The sequence below is a fragment of the Burkholderia multivorans ATCC BAA-247 genome (assembly GCF_000959525.1).
GTDB classification, from domain to species: Bacteria; Pseudomonadota; Gammaproteobacteria; order Burkholderiales; family Burkholderiaceae; genus Burkholderia; species Burkholderia multivorans.
This window is the reverse complement of record NZ_CP009832.1, coordinates 2621293-2638783: the sequence shown is the minus strand read 5'-3', so window position 1 is coordinate 2638783 and position 17491 is coordinate 2621293. Positions and strand designations below refer to the sequence as shown.

19 protein-coding genes are annotated in these 17491 nt (G+C 66.3%); 10 read left to right on the top strand and 9 right to left on the bottom strand.

From position 1 onward, the window contains the following. Positions 1 to 115 precede the first annotated feature (115 nt). The 4 genes from NP80_RS24675 to NP80_RS24660 all read left to right on the top strand — a co-directional run bounded on the left by NP80_RS24675 (position 116) and on the right by NP80_RS24660 (position 4744). Complete coding sequence (locus tag NP80_RS24675; protein ID WP_006405639.1) at positions 116 to 1576, top strand: aminotransferase-like domain-containing protein; 1461 nt, start codon at positions 116 to 118, stop codon at positions 1574 to 1576. A gap of 158 nt (positions 1577 to 1734) precedes the next feature. Next, positions 1735 to 3633: a molecular chaperone HtpG gene (htpG, locus tag NP80_RS24670; RefSeq protein ID WP_006409758.1), complete on the top strand. Its 1899-nt coding sequence runs from the start codon at positions 1735 to 1737 to the stop codon at positions 3631 to 3633. An 8-nt stretch (positions 3634 to 3641) separates the two neighbouring features. Further along, positions 3642 to 4256, top strand: a complete 615-nt coding sequence (locus NP80_RS24665; protein ID WP_006398690.1) for a chorismate--pyruvate lyase family protein — start codon at positions 3642 to 3644, stop codon at positions 4254 to 4256. Next, positions 4253 to 4744, top strand: coding sequence for a DNA-deoxyinosine glycosylase (locus NP80_RS24660; RefSeq protein WP_006409760.1), 492 nt, complete (start codon positions 4253 to 4255; stop codon positions 4742 to 4744). The genes NP80_RS24665 and NP80_RS24660 overlap by 4 nt, the downstream gene beginning before the upstream one ends. A gap of 22 nt (positions 4745 to 4766) precedes the next feature. On the opposite strand, the gene NP80_RS24655 is transcribed toward NP80_RS24660, so the two are convergent. The 3 genes from NP80_RS24655 to NP80_RS24645 all read right to left on the bottom strand — a co-directional run bounded on the left by NP80_RS24655 (position 4767) and on the right by NP80_RS24645 (position 6250). Beyond that, entirely contained in the window at positions 4767 to 5090 is a 324-nt protein-coding gene (locus NP80_RS24655) for a helix-turn-helix domain-containing protein (RefSeq protein ID WP_006405635.1), read from the bottom strand. Beyond that, on the bottom strand, positions 5090 to 5467 hold the full coding sequence (locus tag NP80_RS24650) for a type II toxin-antitoxin system RelE/ParE family toxin (RefSeq protein ID WP_006405634.1): 378 nt from the start codon (positions 5465 to 5467) through the stop codon (positions 5090 to 5092). Before NP80_RS24650 ends, NP80_RS24655 begins: the two co-directional genes overlap by 1 nt. Positions 5468 to 5995: 528 nt before the next feature. Then, the gene (locus NP80_RS24645) at positions 5996 to 6250 is read right to left on the bottom strand and encodes a hypothetical protein (protein ID WP_035488690.1); all 255 of its coding nucleotides are present in this window, start codon (positions 6248 to 6250) and stop codon (positions 5996 to 5998) included. Positions 6251 to 6477: 227 nt separating this feature from the next. Between NP80_RS24645 and NP80_RS24640 the strand changes: the two genes are divergently transcribed. The 3 genes from NP80_RS24640 (at position 6478) to mctP (ending at position 9372) form a co-directional block, all read left to right on the top strand. Then, positions 6478 to 7395: a class I SAM-dependent methyltransferase gene (locus NP80_RS24640; protein WP_006405631.1), complete on the top strand. Its 918-nt coding sequence runs from the start codon at positions 6478 to 6480 to the stop codon at positions 7393 to 7395. Between the two features lie 196 nt (positions 7396 to 7591). Beyond that, positions 7592 to 7825 carry a DUF3311 domain-containing protein gene (locus NP80_RS24635; protein ID WP_006398697.1) on the top strand — a complete coding sequence of 78 codons (234 nt, stop codon included), beginning with the start codon at positions 7592 to 7594 and terminating at the stop codon, positions 7823 to 7825. Beyond that, positions 7822 to 9372, top strand: a complete 1551-nt coding sequence (gene mctP / locus NP80_RS24630) for a monocarboxylate uptake permease MctP (RefSeq protein WP_006398698.1) — start codon at positions 7822 to 7824, stop codon at positions 9370 to 9372. Before NP80_RS24635 ends, mctP begins: the two co-directional genes overlap by 4 nt. A gap of 103 nt (positions 9373 to 9475) precedes the next feature. Here mctP and NP80_RS24625 read toward each other — a convergent pair whose 3' ends face one another. From NP80_RS24625 to NP80_RS24605, 5 genes are all read right to left on the bottom strand, one after another. Beyond that, entirely contained in the window at positions 9476 to 9922 is a 447-nt protein-coding gene (locus NP80_RS24625) for a VOC family protein (RefSeq protein WP_006405630.1), read from the bottom strand. Positions 9923 to 10158: 236 nt separating this feature from the next. Further along, positions 10159 to 11112 carry a transaldolase gene (tal, locus tag NP80_RS24620; RefSeq protein WP_006398700.1) on the bottom strand — a complete coding sequence of 318 codons (954 nt, stop codon included), beginning with the start codon at positions 11110 to 11112 and terminating at the stop codon, positions 10159 to 10161. A 157-nt stretch (positions 11113 to 11269) separates the two neighbouring features. Beyond that, a complete protein-coding gene (locus NP80_RS24615; protein WP_006398701.1) occupies positions 11270 to 12478 on the bottom strand; it encodes a benzoate/H(+) symporter BenE family transporter in 1209 nt (402 codons plus the stop codon). Between the two features lie 57 nt (positions 12479 to 12535). Next, positions 12536 to 13711, bottom strand: a complete 1176-nt coding sequence (locus tag NP80_RS24610; RefSeq protein ID WP_006405627.1) for a vWA domain-containing protein — start codon at positions 13709 to 13711, stop codon at positions 12536 to 12538. Between the two features lie 24 nt (positions 13712 to 13735). After that, on the bottom strand, positions 13736 to 14578 hold the full coding sequence (locus tag NP80_RS24605; protein WP_006405626.1) for an AAA family ATPase: 843 nt from the start codon (positions 14576 to 14578) through the stop codon (positions 13736 to 13738). Positions 14579 to 14824: 246 nt separating this feature from the next. Here NP80_RS24605 and NP80_RS24600 point away from each other — a divergent pair, with 246 nt between their 5' ends. Continuing rightward, positions 14825 to 15184, top strand: a complete 360-nt coding sequence (locus tag NP80_RS24600; RefSeq protein ID WP_006398704.1) for a c-type cytochrome — start codon at positions 14825 to 14827, stop codon at positions 15182 to 15184. A gap of 40 nt (positions 15185 to 15224) precedes the next feature. Then, positions 15225 to 15584, top strand: coding sequence for a c-type cytochrome (locus NP80_RS24595; RefSeq protein ID WP_006398705.1), 360 nt, complete (start codon positions 15225 to 15227; stop codon positions 15582 to 15584). Positions 15585 to 15737: 153 nt separating this feature from the next. Here NP80_RS24595 and NP80_RS24590 read toward each other — a convergent pair whose 3' ends face one another. Beyond that, entirely contained in the window at positions 15738 to 16172 is a 435-nt protein-coding gene (locus NP80_RS24590) for a DUF1841 family protein (RefSeq protein ID WP_006398706.1), read from the bottom strand. Between the two features lie 312 nt (positions 16173 to 16484). On the opposite strand from NP80_RS24590, the gene NP80_RS24585 reads away from it, so the two are divergent. Beyond that, a complete protein-coding gene (locus tag NP80_RS24585) occupies positions 16485 to 17414 on the top strand; it encodes a DMT family transporter (RefSeq protein ID WP_006405624.1) in 930 nt (309 codons plus the stop codon). Positions 17415 to 17491: the final 77 nt, after the last annotated feature.

Here is a 17491-nt window from a genome sequence, read left to right as displayed (position 1 = left end):
GGCGCGCGGCGGCCGGTCGCGAACGGCCGGTTGTCGATCAACTGTAATCGTGCGCACCGGCACAGTAACGGTACAATCGGCGCGATACCCTTCGGTACAGTTGGAGCCGCCGCCCATGTCCTCCGTTCCGCTCGCACAGATTCCCGCCCCGCACGACACCGCCACGCTGACGCTCGTCGACCAGCTCGTCCAGTGGGCGCGCCGCCGCATCGACGAGCGCGTGTTCCGCCCCGGCATGCGCATGCCGTCGATCCGCAAGCTCGCGCTCGACAAGAGCGTGTCGCGCTTTACCGTCGTCGAAGCGTACGAGCGCCTCGTCGCGCAGGGCTATCTCGATTCGCGACGCGGCTCGGGCTTCTACGTGCGCGAGCGCACGGTCGGCCCGCAGCCCGTCGCCGACGGCGCGACGCGCGGCGCCGAAGCGACGCCCGTGCACAACACGATCGACGTCGTCTGGCTGCTGCGCAACATGCTGCATACGGTCAGCCCGGAAAAGGGGCCCGGTCTCGGCTACCTGCCGGGACGCTGGCTCGACGGCGAGCTGATCACCGGCGCGCTACGCGCGCTCGGGCGCCAGTCGGGCGCGCAGATGCTCGGCTTCGGTACCGCGCAGGGCTTCCTGCCGCTGCGTCAACAGCTGCAGACGCGGCTCGCGGAAGTCGAGATCGGCGCGACGCCCGAGCAGATCGTGATGGTCTCGGGCATCACGCAGGCGATCGACCTGATCGCGCGGATCTACGTGCGGCCCGGCGACGCGGTGATCGTCGGCGATCCCGCGTGGTTCCAGATGTTCGGCCGCTTTGCGTCGCAGGGCGCGCAGCTCGTCGGGATGCCCTATACGCCCGACGGTCCGGACCTCGACGCGCTCGAGACGCTCGTGCAGATGTGGCGCCCGAAGATGCTCGTGATCAATTCGGTGCTGCAGAACCCGACCGGCACGTCGCTGTCGGCCGCGCAGGCATTCCGGATCCTGAAACTCGCGGAGCAGTACGACTTCCTCGTCGTCGAGGACGACGTGTACGGCGACCTGTGCCCGCCGAGCTATCCGGCCACGCGGCTCGCGAGCCTCGATCAGTTGAAGCGCGTGATCTATCTCGGCAGCTATTCGAAGACGCTTGCCGCGAACCTGCGCGTCGGCTACGTCGCGTGCGCGCCGGAAATCGCGAAGGCGATCACCGATCAGAAGATGCTGGTCGGCATGACGACGCCCGAGCTGAACGAGCGCGTGCTGTACAAGATCCTGACCGAAGGCCACTACCGGCGGCACGTCGAGCGGCTGCGCGCGCGGCTCGACGGCGTGCGCGACAAGACCGCGCGGATGCTCGAGCGCACCGGCCTGAAGCTGTTCGCGATGCCGGCGGCCGGCATGTTCCTGTGGGCCGACACGGGTGTCGACTCGGACGCGCTCGCGGCCGCCGCGCACGAGGAAGGCTTTCTGCTGACGCCGGGCAGCCTGTTCTCGCCGCAGCAGTCGCCGTCGACGTGGACGCGCTTCAACGTCGCGAACTGCGGCGATCCGGCGCTGCCGGGGTTTCTCGCGCGCTATATCGAATCGGCGACGCGGCGCGCGTCGTGACGCGGCGGCCGTGCCGGCTCTTGAAATCGGCGCGGCCGTCCCCATCTGCGCGCGCAAACCGCTTGCGCCAGGCGGTTGTCCCTAGACGGGCCGGCCGGCATCGCGCGCCGGACGCCTGCGCCACACCACTCAAGTTCAAGTAAGAGGAAACAGCATCCATGGCACACGAAACGATGAGCTTTCAGGCAGAGGTCAAGCAGCTCCTCCACCTGATGATTCATTCGCTCTACAGCAACAAGGAAATCTTCCTGCGCGAACTGGTGTCGAACGCGTCCGACGCGGCCGACAAGCTGCGTTTCGAGGCGCTCGCGGACAACGCGCTCTACGAGGACGATCCGAACCTGCGCATCCGCATCGGCTACGACAAGGCTGCGCGCACGATCACGATCGACGACAACGGGATCGGGATGAGTCGCGACGAGGCGATCGCGAACCTCGGCACGATCGCACGCTCGGGCACGAAGGAATTCTTCTCGAAGCTGTCGGGCGACCAGCAGAAGGATGCGGCGCTGATCGGCCAGTTCGGCGTGGGCTTCTACTCGGGCTTCATCGTCGCGGACAAGATCACCGTCGAGACGCGCCGCGCGGGCCTGCCCGCGAGCGAAGGCGTGCGCTGGGAAAGCGCGGGCGAGGGCGATTTCACGATCGACGCGATCGAGCGCGCGCAGCGCGGCACGACGATCACGCTGCATCTGCGCGAAGGCGAGGACGAACTGCTGTCCTCGTACCGGCTGAAGTCGATCATCCAGAAGTATTCCGACCACATTGCGCTGCCGATCCTGATGAAGAAGGAGGAATGGGATCAGGAGAAGGGCGAGATGGTCGTCAAGGACGACGACGAGACCGTCAACCAGGCGAGCGCGCTGTGGACGCGGCCGAAAAGCGACATCGCCGACGAGCAGTACAAGCAGTTCTATCAGCACATCGCGCACGATCATCAGGATCCGCTCACGTGGACGCACAACCGCGTCGAAGGTCGCAGCGAATACACGCAGCTGCTGTACGTGCCGTCGCAGGCGCCGTTCGACCTGTGGAACCGCGACTATCGCGGCGGCCTGAAGCTGTACGTGAAGCGCGTGTTCATCATGGACGACGCCGAGCAGCTGCTGCCGCAATACCTGCGCTTCGTGAAGGGCGTCGTCGATTCGGCCGATCTGCCGCTGAACGTATCGCGTGAAATCCTGCAGGAGAGCCGCGACGTCAAGGCGATCCGCGAAGGCGTGACCAAGCGCGCGCTGTCGATGCTCGAAGAGCTCGCGAATGCGGAAGACGATGCCGGCAAGGAGAAGTACAAGACGTTCTGGCGCGCGTTCGGCCAGGTGCTGAAGGAAGGCGTCGGCGAGGATCACGCGAACCGCGAGCGCATCGCGAAGCTGCTGCGCTTCGCGTCGACGCACGGCGACACCGATGCGCAGGACGTGTCGCTCGCCGACTACGTCGCGCGCATGAAGCCGGAGCAGACGAAGATCTACTACGTGACGGCCGATACGTGGCAGGCCGCGAAGAACAGCCCGCATCTCGAGGTGTTCCGCAAGAAGGGCGTCGAGGTGCTGCTGCTGACCGATCGCGTCGACGAATGGATGCTGTCGTTCCTGCACGAGTTCGACGGCAAGCCGCTCGCGAGCGTCGCGCGCGGCGATCTCGATCTCGGCGCGCTGAACGACGAGGAGAAGAAGGCGCAGGAAGAGGCCGGCGAAGCGATCAAGCCGGTCGTCGAGAAGATGAAGGAAGCGCTCGGGGACAAGGTGAAGGACGTGCGCGTCACGTTCCGTCTGACCGATTCGCCGTCGTGCCTCGTCGCGGACGACAACGACATGAGCGGCTACCTGCAGCGGATGCTGAAGGCGGCCGGCCAGAAGGCGCCGTCGTTCCAGCCGATTCTCGAGATCAACCCCGAGCATGCGCTCGTGAAGCAGCTGAAGGCCGACAGCGCCGATTTCGGCGACTGGTGCCATCTGCTGTTCGATCAGGCGCTGCTTGCCGAAGGCGGGATGCTCGACGATCCGGCGAGCTTCGTGAAGCGGACCAACGCGCTGCTGCTGTCGCGCGCCGCGTGAGTGCGCGGATGCGATTCGACGGCGCGCTTGCGGGCTGGCGCGACACGCCGCGGCCCGGATGCACGCCGGACCAGCGCGACTGGCTCACGCGCGGCGGTTCGCTGACCGCGCACCTCGCGCGGCTCGGGCGCGTGAGCGTGCGTGTCACGCGCGAGGCCGTCGATCGACCGTGGTTCGACGAACACGCGGCGCTCGCCAGCGCGCCGCGTGCGCCGATGTGGGTGCGCGAGGTGATTCTGTCGGTCGACGGCACGCCGTATGTGGCCGCGCACAGCATCGCGCCGCTCGCCGCGAGCAAGGGCGTATGGCAGGCGATGCGGCGGCTACGCACGCGGCCGCTCGCCGAGCTGCTGTACAGCGATCCGCAGGTCGAGCGCTCGGCGCTGGTGAGCCGGCGCGTGATCGCCGGCCATCCGCTTTATGCGCTCGCAAGCCATGCGCTCGGCGGCGCGCGTGCGCCGCATGCGTTTGTGGCGCGACGGTCGGTGTTCCAGCGTCACGGCGCACCGTTGATGGTCACCGAGTGCATGCTGCCGGCGCTGTGGCGGCATCTCGATGCGCATGGCGATGGGCCGCGCACGGGTGGGCCCGATGTCGCAACGGGAGCGTCGATCGCGAAATGACCAAGCGTTGTTTTCCGCCAGTCGTTGATGCGAACACGCGCATCTTGATTCTCGGCAGCCTGCCGGGCGAGCGATCGTTGGCGCTTCGCCAGTACTACGGACATCCGCAAAACAAGTTCTGGTCGCTGGTCGGCGACGTGATAGAGCGCGATCTCGTCGGCATGAGCTATCCGGCGCGTCTCGATACGTTGCTCGAACATCGCATCGGATTGTGGGACGTCGTGGCCCAGGCGAGCCGTATCGGCAGCCTCGATAGCCGCATACGCGATCACGCGAGCAACGATTTGATCGCGCTGATCGAGACGCTGCCGAATCTGACGACCATCGCCTTTAACGGCGGAACGGCCGCCAAAATCGGCATGACGGCGCTCGGTGAAGAGGGCGCCCGGTATCGGCTGCTGCGCCTGCCGTCGAGCAGTCCCGCCTATGCTTCGATCTCGTATGCGGAAAAACTCGCCGCGTGGCGGCAGCTGCGGCCATTGAATTGAGCTGCCCGAACCTGCCGTGCCGTCAGGCAGCGAACACGACCTCGATGTGTCCTTCGGTTTCCGAATGACGGTCCGGTCCTACGACGATCTGTACATCGCGCCCGAGCTTGGCGAGACAGTCGAGCATCTTCGCTTCGCTTACACCGCGAAACTGCCCGCGCAGCATGTTCGATAGCTTCGGTTGCGTCATGCCGAGCAATCGTGCTGCGTGCTGCTGCGTCCATTTGCGAGTCTTGATGATCTCCGCGATCTTGGCGGCGAGTTGAGCCTTGACGCGCATTTCTTCGGCGTCGGGCGTGCCAAGATCCGCGTAGACGTTGCCGCTGCCCCGTTCGATTTCGATCATCACTTTTCTCCATTTGCGTGTGCTTCGGCTGCCCTCAGGCGCGCGCGAACCAGTTCGATGTCCGGCTTCGGCGTAGCGATACCGCGGCACGATTTCTTCTGGAAACAGTGCAGCACATAGACGGCGCCACCGAGTTTCACCGTATAGACCGCCCGGTACGTGCCGCTGTCCTCCGACTCCACGACCTCGAGTACGCCGGCCGATCCGAGACCCCTCAACGGCTTGGCCTGATCGTGCTTTCCTCCCGTCTGGGCCAGATACAGCGCATAGCCGAACGTGTCCTGTACCGCTTCGGGCATCGCTTTCAAGTGCTTGCGTGCCGAGCCGAGCCAGTAGAGCGGTTTGGTGTACGGAACCATCGATGAATTTATACCCATTTGTGTATATTTGCAACCGTGACGCGCAGAAAAACAGTTCGGTCGCGCGGGCCGAATGCGGTGGGTCACGCCGTATGCCGAACGATTCGGCACGGGCATTTTTGTCGTCGGCCAAGAGCCGGAACAAGTCGGCCGTTCGGCAGATGTCGATATGGGTTCGAGTGAGCGGCCGCGACGGTTTCAGGGACGATGAGACGCAGCGCGCTGAAAACGAGCGGCCTGCGACGGCCTGTAACCGGTTGAGTCGGGCGACGCGTTGTATTTGGTCAGGCCGCGCTTTCAGGCAGATTCAAGCCACGTTGAACGCCGGCGCGGGAAAGATCTGCCGGGCCAGGTCAACGCCGTGACGCGAACCATCGTTCGGGTTCCCAAACAGACAGGTTGAAATGGGTTGCAGTGCGCGGGAGAGAAGGGCGATGCCGAACGAGCGCCTCGGCGTGTCGGATTAACCGAAACCTCAATCCGTTCCGATTGCTGCGCGGCGCGTTGCTTGGACAGCTCGAATTGCGCGCGCCGGCGTACGACGCGTCACTTGTCGTTCCCCCATCGCCATTTCGGCTTTTCGCCTCTCGCGTAACAGACGATCGTGAGCGCGAGCACCAAGCCCACGACGCATGCTGCGAACGCGAACGGCGCCTGTGCCGGCGGGAAGCGGCGTGAACCCGCGACGAGGCCGAGCGTAAACAGCAACAGGACTACCCATCCCTGCCACGCGATGGGCAGCCCCCATCCCCATCCGTAGCGTTTCGCCGGGAACCAGATTTTCCTGTCGGTGGAGGTCATGTGCGCTCCGGGTCAGTGATAGCCGCTTTCTCGCCGGTGACGTATCGCAAGAATCGTCACGGTATGGCTGTCGTCGATGGATCGCCGGTGCGATGCATTGTCGACCACGATGCCCTCGCTCGCAAGTCGGCCGATCGGCGTGACGCAATCCGTTCGGCGCCGGCGATTGCCGCGCCAATGCTATCCTCTCGTCCGCCAAAACCAGCTTCATCGAGCGAGATTCATCCATGACCCGACTGATCAAGCGCGCATCCGCCGAGGCGCGCGCTTTCAAGCGCAACCAGCCGTCCGCCTACAACGGCTCCGAGAAACTGCAGCCGCCGCGCGTGAAGCGCCGCACCGACCTCGACGAGCACGACGACGTGCCCGTGCTCGACGCGCCGCGCAAGCCGCGCTTCGCACCGGTCACCTTCTCGGAGGAGCGCGGCGTGCGCTACCTGCATTTCGGTACCGAATGGGTACAGGGCGCAATGCGGATTTCGAAGCCGCTCGCGATCGAACTCGAATACGCGCAGCAGATGATGGCGTGGCTGCTGTTTCTCGAAACGCCGGAACGCATCGTGCAGCTCGGGCTCGGCACCGGCGCGCTGACGAAGTTCGCGCACCGCTTCCTGCCGCGCGCGAAGGTCGAGGCGGTCGAACTGAACCCGGCCGTGATCGTCGCCGCGCGCACGATGTTCGCGCTGCCGCCGGACGACGCCCGTCTTGTCGTGCACGAAGCGGACGCGTGGGATTTCGTCAACGATCCGGCGAATCGCGGCACGACGGGCGCGATCCAGATCGACCTGTACGATGCGACCGCGCGCGGCCCGGTGCTCGACAGCGTCGCGTTCTACCGCGCGGTGCGCGGCTGCCTGACCGATGCGGGGATCGCGACGATCAACCTGTTCGGCGATCACCCGAGCTTCGTGCGCAACATGAAGCACCTGAACGCCGCCTTCGATCACCGCGTGATCGCGCTGCCGGAAGTGCACGACGGCAACCGGATCGCGATCGCGTTCTCCGGCCCCGCGCTCGACGTGCCGTTCGCGCAGCTCGACGCGCGCGCGAAGCTGATCGAGGACACGCTGAAACTGCCCGCCCGCAAATGGGTGAAAGGTTTGAAAGAAGCGATCGGCGCACGCGGCGCGTCGTTCACGATCTGACGCCCATGCGCGGCCCGCATGCCGGTGCAACCGCGCGTCAGGGGGCGGATCACCTCGGGTTCGCCCCCGCTTGACCGGATGCTTGCGACTCCTATACTGGCGCGAAGCCAGGGGAGCCGCAGCTTACCCGTTTTGCCGCTCCTCTCGCCGCCGTACCCGCTCACAAGATCGATAACCGGGAAGATGAGGAGACGTCATGGCTCACGATGCCGACGCCAATCGGGCCGCCAAGCGCTGGCTCTGGCTGCTGGTACTGCCGCTGATCGCGATGGTCTGGGTGCCGTCGTACAGCAAGATCGAACCGCAATGGCTGGGTTTTCCGTTTTTCTACTGGTACCAGCTGCTCTGGGTGTTCATTAGCGCGGTGATCACCGCCTTCGTGTACTACAAGACCAAGAACGCGTGGAAAACGCCGGGAGGTGTGCAATGAATCTCGGCGCGACTTTCGTCTTCGTTCTCCTTTTCATCGGCGTCACGATCATGGGCTTCCTCGCCGCCAACTGGCGGCGCGGCGACCTCGCCCATCTCGACGAGTGGGGGCTCGGCGGCCGGCGCTTCGGCACGATTGTCACCTGGTTCCTGCTCGGCGGCGACCTGTACACGGCGTACACGTTCGTCGCGGTGCCCGCGCTCGTGTTCGGTGCCGGCGCGATGGGCTTCTTCGCGCTGCCGTACACGATCCTCATCTATCCGTTCGCGTTCGTCGTCTTTCCCAAACTGTGGAGCATCGCGAAGCGGCACGGCTACGTGACGGCCGCCGACTTCGTCAACGCCCGCTACGGCAGCCGCATGCTCGCGCTCGCGATCGCCGTAACGGGCATCGTCGCGACGATGCCGTACATCGCGCTGCAACTGGTCGGCATCGAGGTCGTGATCGGCGCGCTCGGTTTCGACACGACGGGCTTCGTCGGCGATCTGCCGCTGATCATCGCGTTCGCGATCCTCGCCGCGTACACGTACACGTCGGGGCTGCGCGCGCCCGCGATGATCGCGATCGTGAAGGACGTGCTGATCTACATCACGATCGCCGCCGCGATCATCGTGATTCCCGCGAAGCTCGGCGGCTTCGGGCATATCTTCGCGAGCGTGCCGCCCGCGAAGCTGCTGCTGAAGGCGCCCGACGCGACGAGCCTGAACGGCTACAGCGCCTACGCGACGCTCGCGATCGGCTCGGCGCTCGCGTTGTTCCTCTATCCGCATTCGGTCACCGCGATCCTCTCGTCGTCGTCGGGCAACACGATTCGTCGCAACATGGCGATGCTGCCGGCTTATTCGTTCGTGCTCGGCCTGCTCGCGCTGCTCGGCTACATGGCGCTCGCGTCGGGCGTGAAAGACATGCCGCAGTACGCGCCGTACTTCAAGGCGTTCGGCCCGAACTTCGCGGTGCCCGCGCTGTTCCTGAACTACTTCCCGTCGTGGTTCGTCGGCGTCGCGTTCGCGGCGATCGGGATCGGCGCGCTGGTGCCGGCGGCGATCATGTCGATCGCGGCCGCGAACCTGTACACGCGCAACATCCACCGCGAGTTCGTGAACCGCAACATGACGCACGACCAGGAAACGCACGTCGCGAAGCTCGTGTCGCTGATCGTGAAGATTGGCGCGGTGGCATTCATTCTCGGGCTGCCGCTCACGTATGCGATCCAGCTGCAGCTGCTCGGCGGGATCTGGATCATCCAGACGCTGCCGGCGATCGTGCTCGGACTCTACACGCGCGTGCTCGATCATCGCGGGCTGCTGGTCGGCTGGGCGGCCGGCATCGTTTGCGGCACGTGGATGGCGATCTCGCTGAAGCTGGCCGGCTCGATCTTCACGATTCACCTGTTCGGCCTCGCGATTCCCGGCTACGCGGCGGTGTGGTCGCTGATCGTCAACCTCGTCGTGTCGATCGTGGTCAGCGTGCTCGTGCGCGTGATGGGGATGGCGCATGCGGAAGATCGCACGCGGCCGGAAGACTATCTCGACGTCGTCGAAAGCTGAACGCGCCGGCGCGGCCGCGCGTCGCCCGTCGAGCATGCCGCAATGAAAACGCCCGTCGCTGCGAAGCGGCGGGCGTTTCAGGTTGTATCGGCGTGTATCGGCGCTACGCGCGATTGGGGATGTGCTCGCGCTGCGACAGATCCTCGACGTTGATCATCCAGTGCACGCCGAAGCGATCCTTCACCATGCCGAAGCCGAGTGCCCAGAACGTCTTCTGGAACGGCATCGTCACTTCGCCGCCCTCGGCGAGCGCATCGAACAGCTTTTTGCCTTCGTCGACGCTCGCCGGATTCAGCGACAGCGAATACCCGGCGTGCTGGCGGTCGGCCGCGTGGCAGTTGCCGTCCGAGCACATGATCGACGATTCGCCGATCGTGAAATTCGCGTGCATCACCTTGTCGGCCATCTCCGGCGAGATCGGCTGATCGGGATTCGGCGGCGCGTCGCGGAAGTAGATCTTGAACTGCGTCTTTGCACCGAGCGCCTTCTCGTAGAAGCGAAGCGCCTCGTCGGCCTGACCGTAGAAGGTCAGGTACGGTTGGACTTGCATCGTTGCCTCCTTGGGCACGCGTCGCCGGACCTGCCCTGGGGCGGCGTCATGCGAGATTGTGACGGGAAAGGGCGTGTCGGGAAGCGGCCGGCGCACCCGTGTCGTGGATTGTAGTGCGCGCGTCGGGCAGCGGAATGAAAAATAAAACGGCCGCGAACGAAGTCGTTCGCGGCCGCTCGCGGCGTTCGGCGCCGGCATCGCGCGGCCGGCCCGCTGCGGGCCGCCGCGCGCGCCGCTCAGCGCAGCGCCTCGATCAGCTTCTCGAGCTTCACCGCGTCGGCGGCGAACACGCGGATGCCTTCCGCGAGCTTTTCGGTCGCCATCGCTTCGTCGTTCAGCTGGAAGCGGAACGATGCCTCGTCGATCGCGACGCGCTCGGTCGGCTTGTCGTGCAGCGCATCGGGCGACAGCTTGCGCGTGACCGTTTCGTTGCTGTCGTGCAGCTTCTGCAGCAAATCGGGACTGATGGTCAGCAGGTCGCAGCCCGCGAGTTCGACGATCTGGCTCGTCGTGCGGAAGCTCGCGCCCATCACTTCGGTCTTGTAGCCGAACGTCTTGTAGTACGTGTAGATGCGACGCACCGACTGCACGCCCGGATCGTTCGCGCCGCCGTTCTTCGCTTCGTCCCAGTCGGCGCCGGCCTGCTTCTTGTACCAGTCGTAGATGCGGCCGACGAACGGCGAGATCAGCTGCGCGCCGGCTTCGGCACACGCGGCGGCCTGCACGAGCGAGAAAAGCAGGGTCATGTTGCACTTGATCCCTTCCTTCTGCAGCGTCTCGGCCGCGCGGATGCCTTCCCACGTCGATGCGAGCTTGATCAGGATGCGGTCGCGCTCGATGCCGGCTGCTTCGTAGAGCTTGATCAGCTCGTGCGCCTTGTCGACCGAGCGCTTGGCGTCGAACGACAGGCGCGCGTCGACTTCGGTCGACACGCGGCCGGGAATGAGCTTCAGGATTTCGGTGCCGAATGCGATCAGCAGCCGGTCGATGATGAAATCGGTGCTTTCGTTGCGGTGGTCGCGGACGGTCTTCTCGAGGATCGGCTTGTACGCGTCCTTCTGCACGGCCTTCAGGATCAGCGACGGATTCGTGGTCGCATCCTGCGGCTGGTATTGCGCGAGCTGCTGGAAATCGCCCGTGTCGGCGACGACGGTCGTGTACTGCTTGAGCTGGTCGAGTGCGGTAGTCATGGCGATTCGGGAGGAGGGCGCACAGGCGCCGGGTTCTCACGGGCCGCGCGAACGCGGCGGCGAAGCGAGGCGGCGCCATGCGCCGCCTTCGATCCACTATTTTAGGCCCGATTCGTGTCGAGCACCTTTTCGCGCATCGCGCATGCGCGGCGGCGCGTCACGGCGCGCGGCGCGCGTTGAGGATCACCTGCGTGACGATCCCGGCGACGAGCCCCCAGAACGCGGAGCCGATCGACAGCAGCGTGAGGCCCGACGCGGTCACCATGAACGTGACGAGCGCGGCCTCGCGCTGCTTCGCGTCCTGCATCGCGTTGGCGAGCCCGCTCATGATCGAGCCGAACAGCGCGAGCGCGGCGACCGACACGACGAGCGCCTTCGGCAGCGCGGCGAACAGCGCGGCGATCGTCGCGCCGAAGATGCCTGCGATCAGGTAGAACGTGCCGCACCACACGGCGGCCGTGTAGCGTTTCGCGCGGTCTTCGTGCGCTTCGGGGCCGGTGCAGATCGCCGCGGTGATCGCCGCGAGATTCACGCCGTGCGAGCCGAACGGCGCGAGCAGCAGCGACGCGAGGCCGGTCGTCGCGATCAGCGGCGACGACGGCGTCTGATAGCCGTCCGCGCGCAGCACCGCGATGCCAGGCACGTTCTGCGACGCCATCGCGACGACGAACAGCGGAATGCCGATGCTGACGATCGACGCGATCGAGAACGCGGGCATCGTGAAGACCGGCTGCGCGAGCGCGATATGGAACCGGCTGAAGTCGAGCAGCCCGAGCGCGCCGGCCACCGCCGTGCCGACGATCAGCGTCGTCACGATCGCGTAGCGCGGCGCGAGCCGCTTGACGATCAGATACGTGAAGAACATCGCGAGCACGAGCGCGGTGCGGTATTGCGCCGCGCGGAAGATCTCGATGCCGATCTCGAACAGGATCCCGGCGAGCAGCGCGGCCGCGATGCCGGACGGAATGCGGCGCATCAGCGTGTCGAACAGCCCGCTCACGCCGACGGCCGTCAGCAGCAGCGCGCACACGACGAACGCGCCGATCGCCTCGGCGTACGGGACGCCGGGCAGCGATGCGATCAGCAGCGCCGCGCCGGGCGTCGACCATGCGACGACGATCGGCGCGCGAAAGCGCAGCGACAGGCCGATGGTCGTCAGCGCCATGCCGATCGACAGCGCCCAGATCCACGACGAGATCTGCGCGTCGCTGAGGTGCGCGGCGCGGCCGGCCTGGAACATCAGCACGAGCGAACTCGTATAGCCGGTCATCATCGCGACGAAGCCGGCGACGAGTGCCGAGACGGACGTATCGGTCAAAAAGCGGCCGCCGGCGCGGCCCGCGCTCGCGGTGGGCGAAGGGTTCATGCTATCTCCGGAACGGGCCGCTCGACGGCGGCCTCGTATCTGCTGGTTGGGGATTCGTTACTTGCTCAGTGCGCGCATCGCGGTTTCGAGCCCCGCGAGCGTGAGCGGATACATGCGGTGGCCGAGCAGGTCGCGAATGATCGCGACCGACTGCCGGTATTCCCATAGGCGCTCGGGTTCCGGGTTCAGCCAGGCATGATGGGGGAACTGATCGGCGAGCCGGCGCAGCCACACGGCGCCGGCTTCCGGGTTGTTGTATTCGACCGAGCCGCCGGGCTGCAGCACCTCGTACGGGCTCATCGTCGCGTCGCCGACGAAGATCAGCTTGTAGTCGGGCGTGAACTTGTGGAGCACGTCCCACGTCGCGGTGCGCTCCGAATGACGACGGCGGTTGTTCTTCCACAGATGGTCGTACACGCAGTTGTGGAAGTAGAAGAATTCCAGATGCTTGAACTCGGCCTTCGCGGCCGAAAACAGCTCTTCGGTGCGCTTGATGTGATCGTCCATCGAGCCGCCGACGTCGAGCAGCATCAGCACCTTCACGTTGTTGTGGCGCTCCGGCACCATCCGCAGATCGAGCCAGCCCGCGTTCGCGGCCGTGCTGCGGATCGTGCCGGGCAGATCGAGCTCCTCGGCCGCGCCCTCGCGCGCGAAACGGCGCAGCCGCCGCAGCGCGACCTTGATGTTGCGCGTGCCGATCTCGACCGAGTCGTCGTAGTCGCGGTACGCGCGCGCTTCCCACACCTTCACCGCCGTGCGATTGCCGTTCGACGGACCGCCGATGCGCACGCCTTCGGGGTTGTAGCCGCCGTGCCCGAACGGCGATGTGCCGCCGGTGCCGATCCACTTGTTGCCGCCTTCGTGCCGCTCCTTCTGCTCGTCGAGCAGCTCCTTCAGGCGCGCCATCAGCTTGTCGAGCCCGCCCATCGCTTCGATCTGCGCCTTCTCCTCGGCCGACAGCTCGCGCTCGAGGCGCTTCTCGAGCCAGTCGAGCGGAATGTCGAACGCGTCGGAGGGCAGCGCCGACACGCCGTGGAAATACGCGCCGAAAGCCTGATCGAACTTGTCGAAGTACTGCTCGTCCTTCACGAGCGTCATGCGCGCGAGGAAGTAGAACGCGTCGATCGACGGCGCGATGAGCCCGGCCTTCAGCGACTCGAGCAGCGTCAGGTATTCCTTCACCGAGACGGGCAGCTTGGCTGCGCGCAGCGCGTAGAAGAAATTGAGCAGCATGGCCGGGCCTTTGCGAACGGAGGGTTACCGGTTGTGCCGGTTCATGAAGACGAGCCGCTCGAGCAGGCTGAGATCCTGTTCGTTCTTCAGCAGTGCGCCGGCAAGCGGCGGCACGATCTGCTTCGCGTCGGCGCCGCGCAGTGCGTCGGCGGGGATGTTCTCGGCCAGCAGCAGCTTCAGCCAGTCGAGCAGTTCGGACGTCGACGGCTTCTTCTTCAGGCCCGACACGCCGCGCAGCTCGAAAAAGCTTTCGAGCGCCGCATGCAGCAGTTCCTCGCGGATGTTCGGGAAATGGACCGCGACGATCTTCTGCATCGTCGCCGCGTCGGGAAACTGGATGTAGTGGAAGAAGCAGCGGCGCAGGAACGCGTCGGGCAGCTCCTTCTCGTTGTTCGACGTGATGATGACGAGCGGACGATGCTTCGCGCGCACCGTTTCGCGCGTTTCGTACACGTGGAACTCCATCCGGTCGAGCTCGCGCAGCAGATCGTTCGGGAACTCGATGTCGGCCTTGTCGATCTCGTCGATCAGCAGCACGGTCGGGCGCTCGGCCTCGAACGCCTGCCACAGCACGCCCTTGACGATATAGTTCGCGATGTCCTTCACGCGCTCGTCGCCGAGCTGCGAGTCGCGCAGCCGCGAGACCGCGTCATATTCGTACAGCCCCTGCTGCGCCTTGGTCGTCGACTTGATGTGCCACTGCAGCAGCGGCATGTCGAGCGCGGCGGCGACTTCCTCCGCGAGCATCGTCTTGCCGGTGCCCGGCTCGCCCTTGATCAGCAGCGGGCGCTGCAGCGTCAGCGCGGCGTTGACCGCGAGTTTCAGATCGTCGGTGGCGACGTAGTGCGAGGACCCTTCGAAACGCATGGCGGCGGTCTTCTCTGGCGGGGAAAAATCCCAGTATAAGTCAGAAGGGCTGTCGGGTTGGGCGCCGGCCGCGTATCGTTGCGGGGCTGCGGCGGGGCGCACCGGGGCGCCGATATGGACGCATTCCCCGCCGACGCGGTACAATCTGGCCGTTTTTTTTGGCCTGCGTGGCGATCCGAGAAGCAAAACGGCGCGGGCCGTTGCCGCTTCGGCGCCAGTTTCCCCTCAAGCTAGGTTACAAGAGCTATGAACAAATTCGTCGGCAAACACGTCGTTGTCGCAGCGCTCGTGGCGCTCGCGGGCAGCGCGCAGGCGGCCGGTGTGGTCGGCAACCCGAAGGACGGGGCAAGCAAGGCCGCCATGTGCATCGGTTGCCACGGCATCCAGGATTACCGCGCGGCATACCCGGAGGTCTACCGGGTTCCCGTCCTCGGCGGCCAGAACCAGCAATACCTCGAGAACGCGCTGAAGTCCTACCGCAAGAAGGATCGTCATTTCCCGTCGATGAACGCGATCGCCGGTTCGCTGACGGATCAGGACATCGCCGATCTGGCGGCCTACTACGCCGCGCAGAAGGTCGACTCGAAGGACAATCCCTACAAGTAAAGCGCGCGCCGCTGATCTCAGCAGCGGGACAGGAGCATTCATGAACAACGCATTCAAGACGGCGGCGGCGATCGCATTCGCGGCCGGCCTCGCGATCGGTACCGCACACGCGGCCGACCTCTCGAAGGGCAAGGATCTGGTCGAATCGCACAACTGCGCGGCCTGCCACGGCGCGAAGCTGAACCAGCCGATCAACGCCGAGTACCCGCGCCTCGCCGGCCAGCACGCCGACTATCTCGTGTGGGCGATGCGCCAGTACCAGATGGGCCTGACGAACCCGCTGCTCGGTCGCAACAACGCGATCATGCAGGCGCAGGTGCAGAACCTGTCGGTCAACGACATGAAGGACATCGCTGCCTACATCGAGTCGCTGAAGGGCGACCTGGTGTTCAAGAAGTAAGCGCGACGGGCCGTGTGCCCGGCAGGCCAGGATACCCCGCCGAGGCGGGGTATTTTTTTGTCCGCAGTCGGCGCATTACGGTGGGCGGCGGGCGGCATGCGACGAACGGCCGGCCGTTGCGGCGGCGGCGCTCAGTCGCGCTTCAGTTGCGTTTCAGTCGCGCGATGCGCGGCGCAGGATGCGCTGCAGGTACGCGTCCGTGTCGGGCGGCGTGTTCGTGCGCTGCGCTTCCCAGATCGTCTCGCCGAGGCACTCCATGATCGCGTGCTGCGCGTCGTGCGTCGAATCGAGCTTCGCCGCGAGCTTGTCGTGCGCGGCGCGGATGCCGGGCGGCTGGTCGATCGACAGCTGCTCGCTGATCGCCAGATGCATCGACAGATGCAGGAACGGATTCGTGCGGCCTTCCTCGGGCGTGTAGTTGCGCGCGGCCGCGCCGTCCGCGTCCTCGAGTTCCGCGTGGTATTCGGGGTGTTCGACGATCCAGTCGGCGGCCATCGCTTCCAGCGGCGTCAGGATCTCGCCGGCGCGTTGCTTGCGCCAGGTTTCGGTGAAAAAGCGACGGACTTCGTCGCGGCTCGGATTGAACATGGTGGGGAGCGTCGTGATGCGCGGCATCGTGCCGCGTCGCGCATTGTACGCCGGCTCGGCGCGCGCCGCAGGCCGCGGCCGGGGCCAGGGCCGTGCGCGACGGCGGGTGGGAAAGCCGGGCCCGTGGCGGCGGGCGGGAGGGCGGGGCCGTGGCGGCACGGCCGGCGTTCGCCCATGCGGGGCTGCGTGTCGAATTCCGCGTAGCCGCGCGGGTCGCTTGTAACGGGTAAGCCTGAGCTAGGCTCGCGGTCCGCGAGTCGCTACACTCCTACGGTCCCCGTTTTCGCGCCGCTACCCACCGCCCGCTTCGCCATGATCGCCGCCGTTCGTTCTTCGTCCGCCGCGCTGCAAGGTGCGCTCTACGTCGCGTTGTCCGCCGCAGCGTTCGGCGCGATGGCGATTTTCGGCCGCTACGCGTATGCAGGCGGCGTCGACGTGCTCGGCCTGCTGATCGTGCGTTTCGCGATCGGCGGCACCGTGCTCGCGGCGATCGCGTGGCGGCGCGGCGTCGTCTGGCCGCGCGGCCGCGCGCTGATGCCGCTCGTCGCGATGGGCGCGCTCGGCTACGTCGGCCAGTCGTTCTGCTATTTCACGGCGCTGCGGCATGCGCAGGCGAGCCTCGTCGCGCTGCTGCTCTATCTGTATCCGGCCTTCGTGACGCTGCTCGCCGCGTGGTGGCTCGGCGAGCGGCTCACGCGCGCAAAGGGCGTCGCGCTCGTGCTGTGCGTCGCGGGCTCCGCGCTGATGGTCGGCGGCGGCCACGGCGAGCCGTTCGGCATCGCGCTTGCGCTCGGCGCGGCGGTCGTCTATTCGCTGTACATCGTCGGCGGCACGAAGGCGACGCGCGGCGTCGATCCGCTCGCGACCACCGCGATCATCTGCGTATCGGCGACGGCCGCGCTCGTGCTGATCGCGCTGGTGCGGACCGTCGCCTTCGATGCGCCGCCGCGCTGGCCCGCGACGGCCGGCGGATGGGCCGCGATGCTTGCGATCGCGCTGGTGTCGACCGTGGCCGCGATGCTCGCGTTCTTTGCGGGGCTCGAGCGGCTCGGCGCCGCGCGCACGTCGATGCTGTCGACGCTCGAGCCGGTCGTCACGGTCGCGCTCGCCGCGCTGCTGTTCGGCGAGGCGCTGTCGCCGCTGCAGTGGGCGGGCGGCGTCGCGATTCTGGCGGCCGTGCTCGCGCTCGTGCGCGCCGGCGGCGCGGCCGCCGACGACACGACGGCGACGTCGAACGCGTAGCAGCCGCGCAGCGCCTGCACGCCGGTCAGGCGCTGCGGCGCTGCGGCGTTGCGGCGTTGCGGCGTTGCGGCGTTGCG

Bases quoted from the DNA above. Each gene is read 5' to 3' on its own strand.
- NP80_RS24675 (WP_006405639.1), top strand. From the start codon at position 116: ATGTCCTCCGTTCCGCTCGCACAGATTCCCGCCCCGCACGACACCGCC.
- htpG (WP_006409758.1), top strand. From the start codon at position 1,735: ATGGCACACGAAACGATGAGCTTTCAGGCAGAGGTCAAGCAGCTCCTC.
- NP80_RS24665 (WP_006398690.1), top strand. From the start codon at position 3,642: ATGCGATTCGACGGCGCGCTTGCGGGCTGGCGCGACACGCCGCGGCCC.
- NP80_RS24660 (WP_006409760.1), top strand. From the start codon at position 4,253: ATGACCAAGCGTTGTTTTCCGCCAGTCGTTGATGCGAACACGCGCATC.
- NP80_RS24655 (WP_006405635.1), bottom strand. From the start codon at position 5,090: ATGATCGAAATCGAACGGGGCAGCGGCAACGTCTACGCGGATCTTGGC.
- NP80_RS24650 (WP_006405634.1), bottom strand. From the start codon at position 5,467: ATGGGTATAAATTCATCGATGGTTCCGTACACCAAACCGCTCTACTGG.
- NP80_RS24645 (WP_035488690.1), bottom strand. From the start codon at position 6,250: ATGACCTCCACCGACAGGAAAATCTGGTTCCCGGCGAAACGCTACGGA.
- NP80_RS24640 (WP_006405631.1), top strand. From the start codon at position 6,478: ATGACCCGACTGATCAAGCGCGCATCCGCCGAGGCGCGCGCTTTCAAG.
- NP80_RS24635 (WP_006398697.1), top strand. From the start codon at position 7,592: ATGGCTCACGATGCCGACGCCAATCGGGCCGCCAAGCGCTGGCTCTGG.
- mctP (WP_006398698.1), top strand. From the start codon at position 7,822: ATGAATCTCGGCGCGACTTTCGTCTTCGTTCTCCTTTTCATCGGCGTC.
- NP80_RS24625 (WP_006405630.1), bottom strand. From the start codon at position 9,922: ATGCAAGTCCAACCGTACCTGACCTTCTACGGTCAGGCCGACGAGGCG.
- tal (WP_006398700.1), bottom strand. From the start codon at position 11,112: ATGACTACCGCACTCGACCAGCTCAAGCAGTACACGACCGTCGTCGCC.
- NP80_RS24615 (WP_006398701.1), bottom strand. From the start codon at position 12,478: ATGAACCCTTCGCCCACCGCGAGCGCGGGCCGCGCCGGCGGCCGCTTT.
- NP80_RS24610 (WP_006405627.1), bottom strand. From the start codon at position 13,711: ATGCTGCTCAATTTCTTCTACGCGCTGCGCGCAGCCAAGCTGCCCGTC.
- NP80_RS24605 (WP_006405626.1), bottom strand. From the start codon at position 14,578: ATGCGTTTCGAAGGGTCCTCGCACTACGTCGCCACCGACGATCTGAAA.
- NP80_RS24600 (WP_006398704.1), top strand. From the start codon at position 14,825: ATGAACAAATTCGTCGGCAAACACGTCGTTGTCGCAGCGCTCGTGGCG.
- NP80_RS24595 (WP_006398705.1), top strand. From the start codon at position 15,225: ATGAACAACGCATTCAAGACGGCGGCGGCGATCGCATTCGCGGCCGGC.
- NP80_RS24590 (WP_006398706.1), bottom strand. From the start codon at position 16,172: ATGTTCAATCCGAGCCGCGACGAAGTCCGTCGCTTTTTCACCGAAACC.
- NP80_RS24585 (WP_006405624.1), top strand. From the start codon at position 16,485: ATGATCGCCGCCGTTCGTTCTTCGTCCGCCGCGCTGCAAGGTGCGCTC.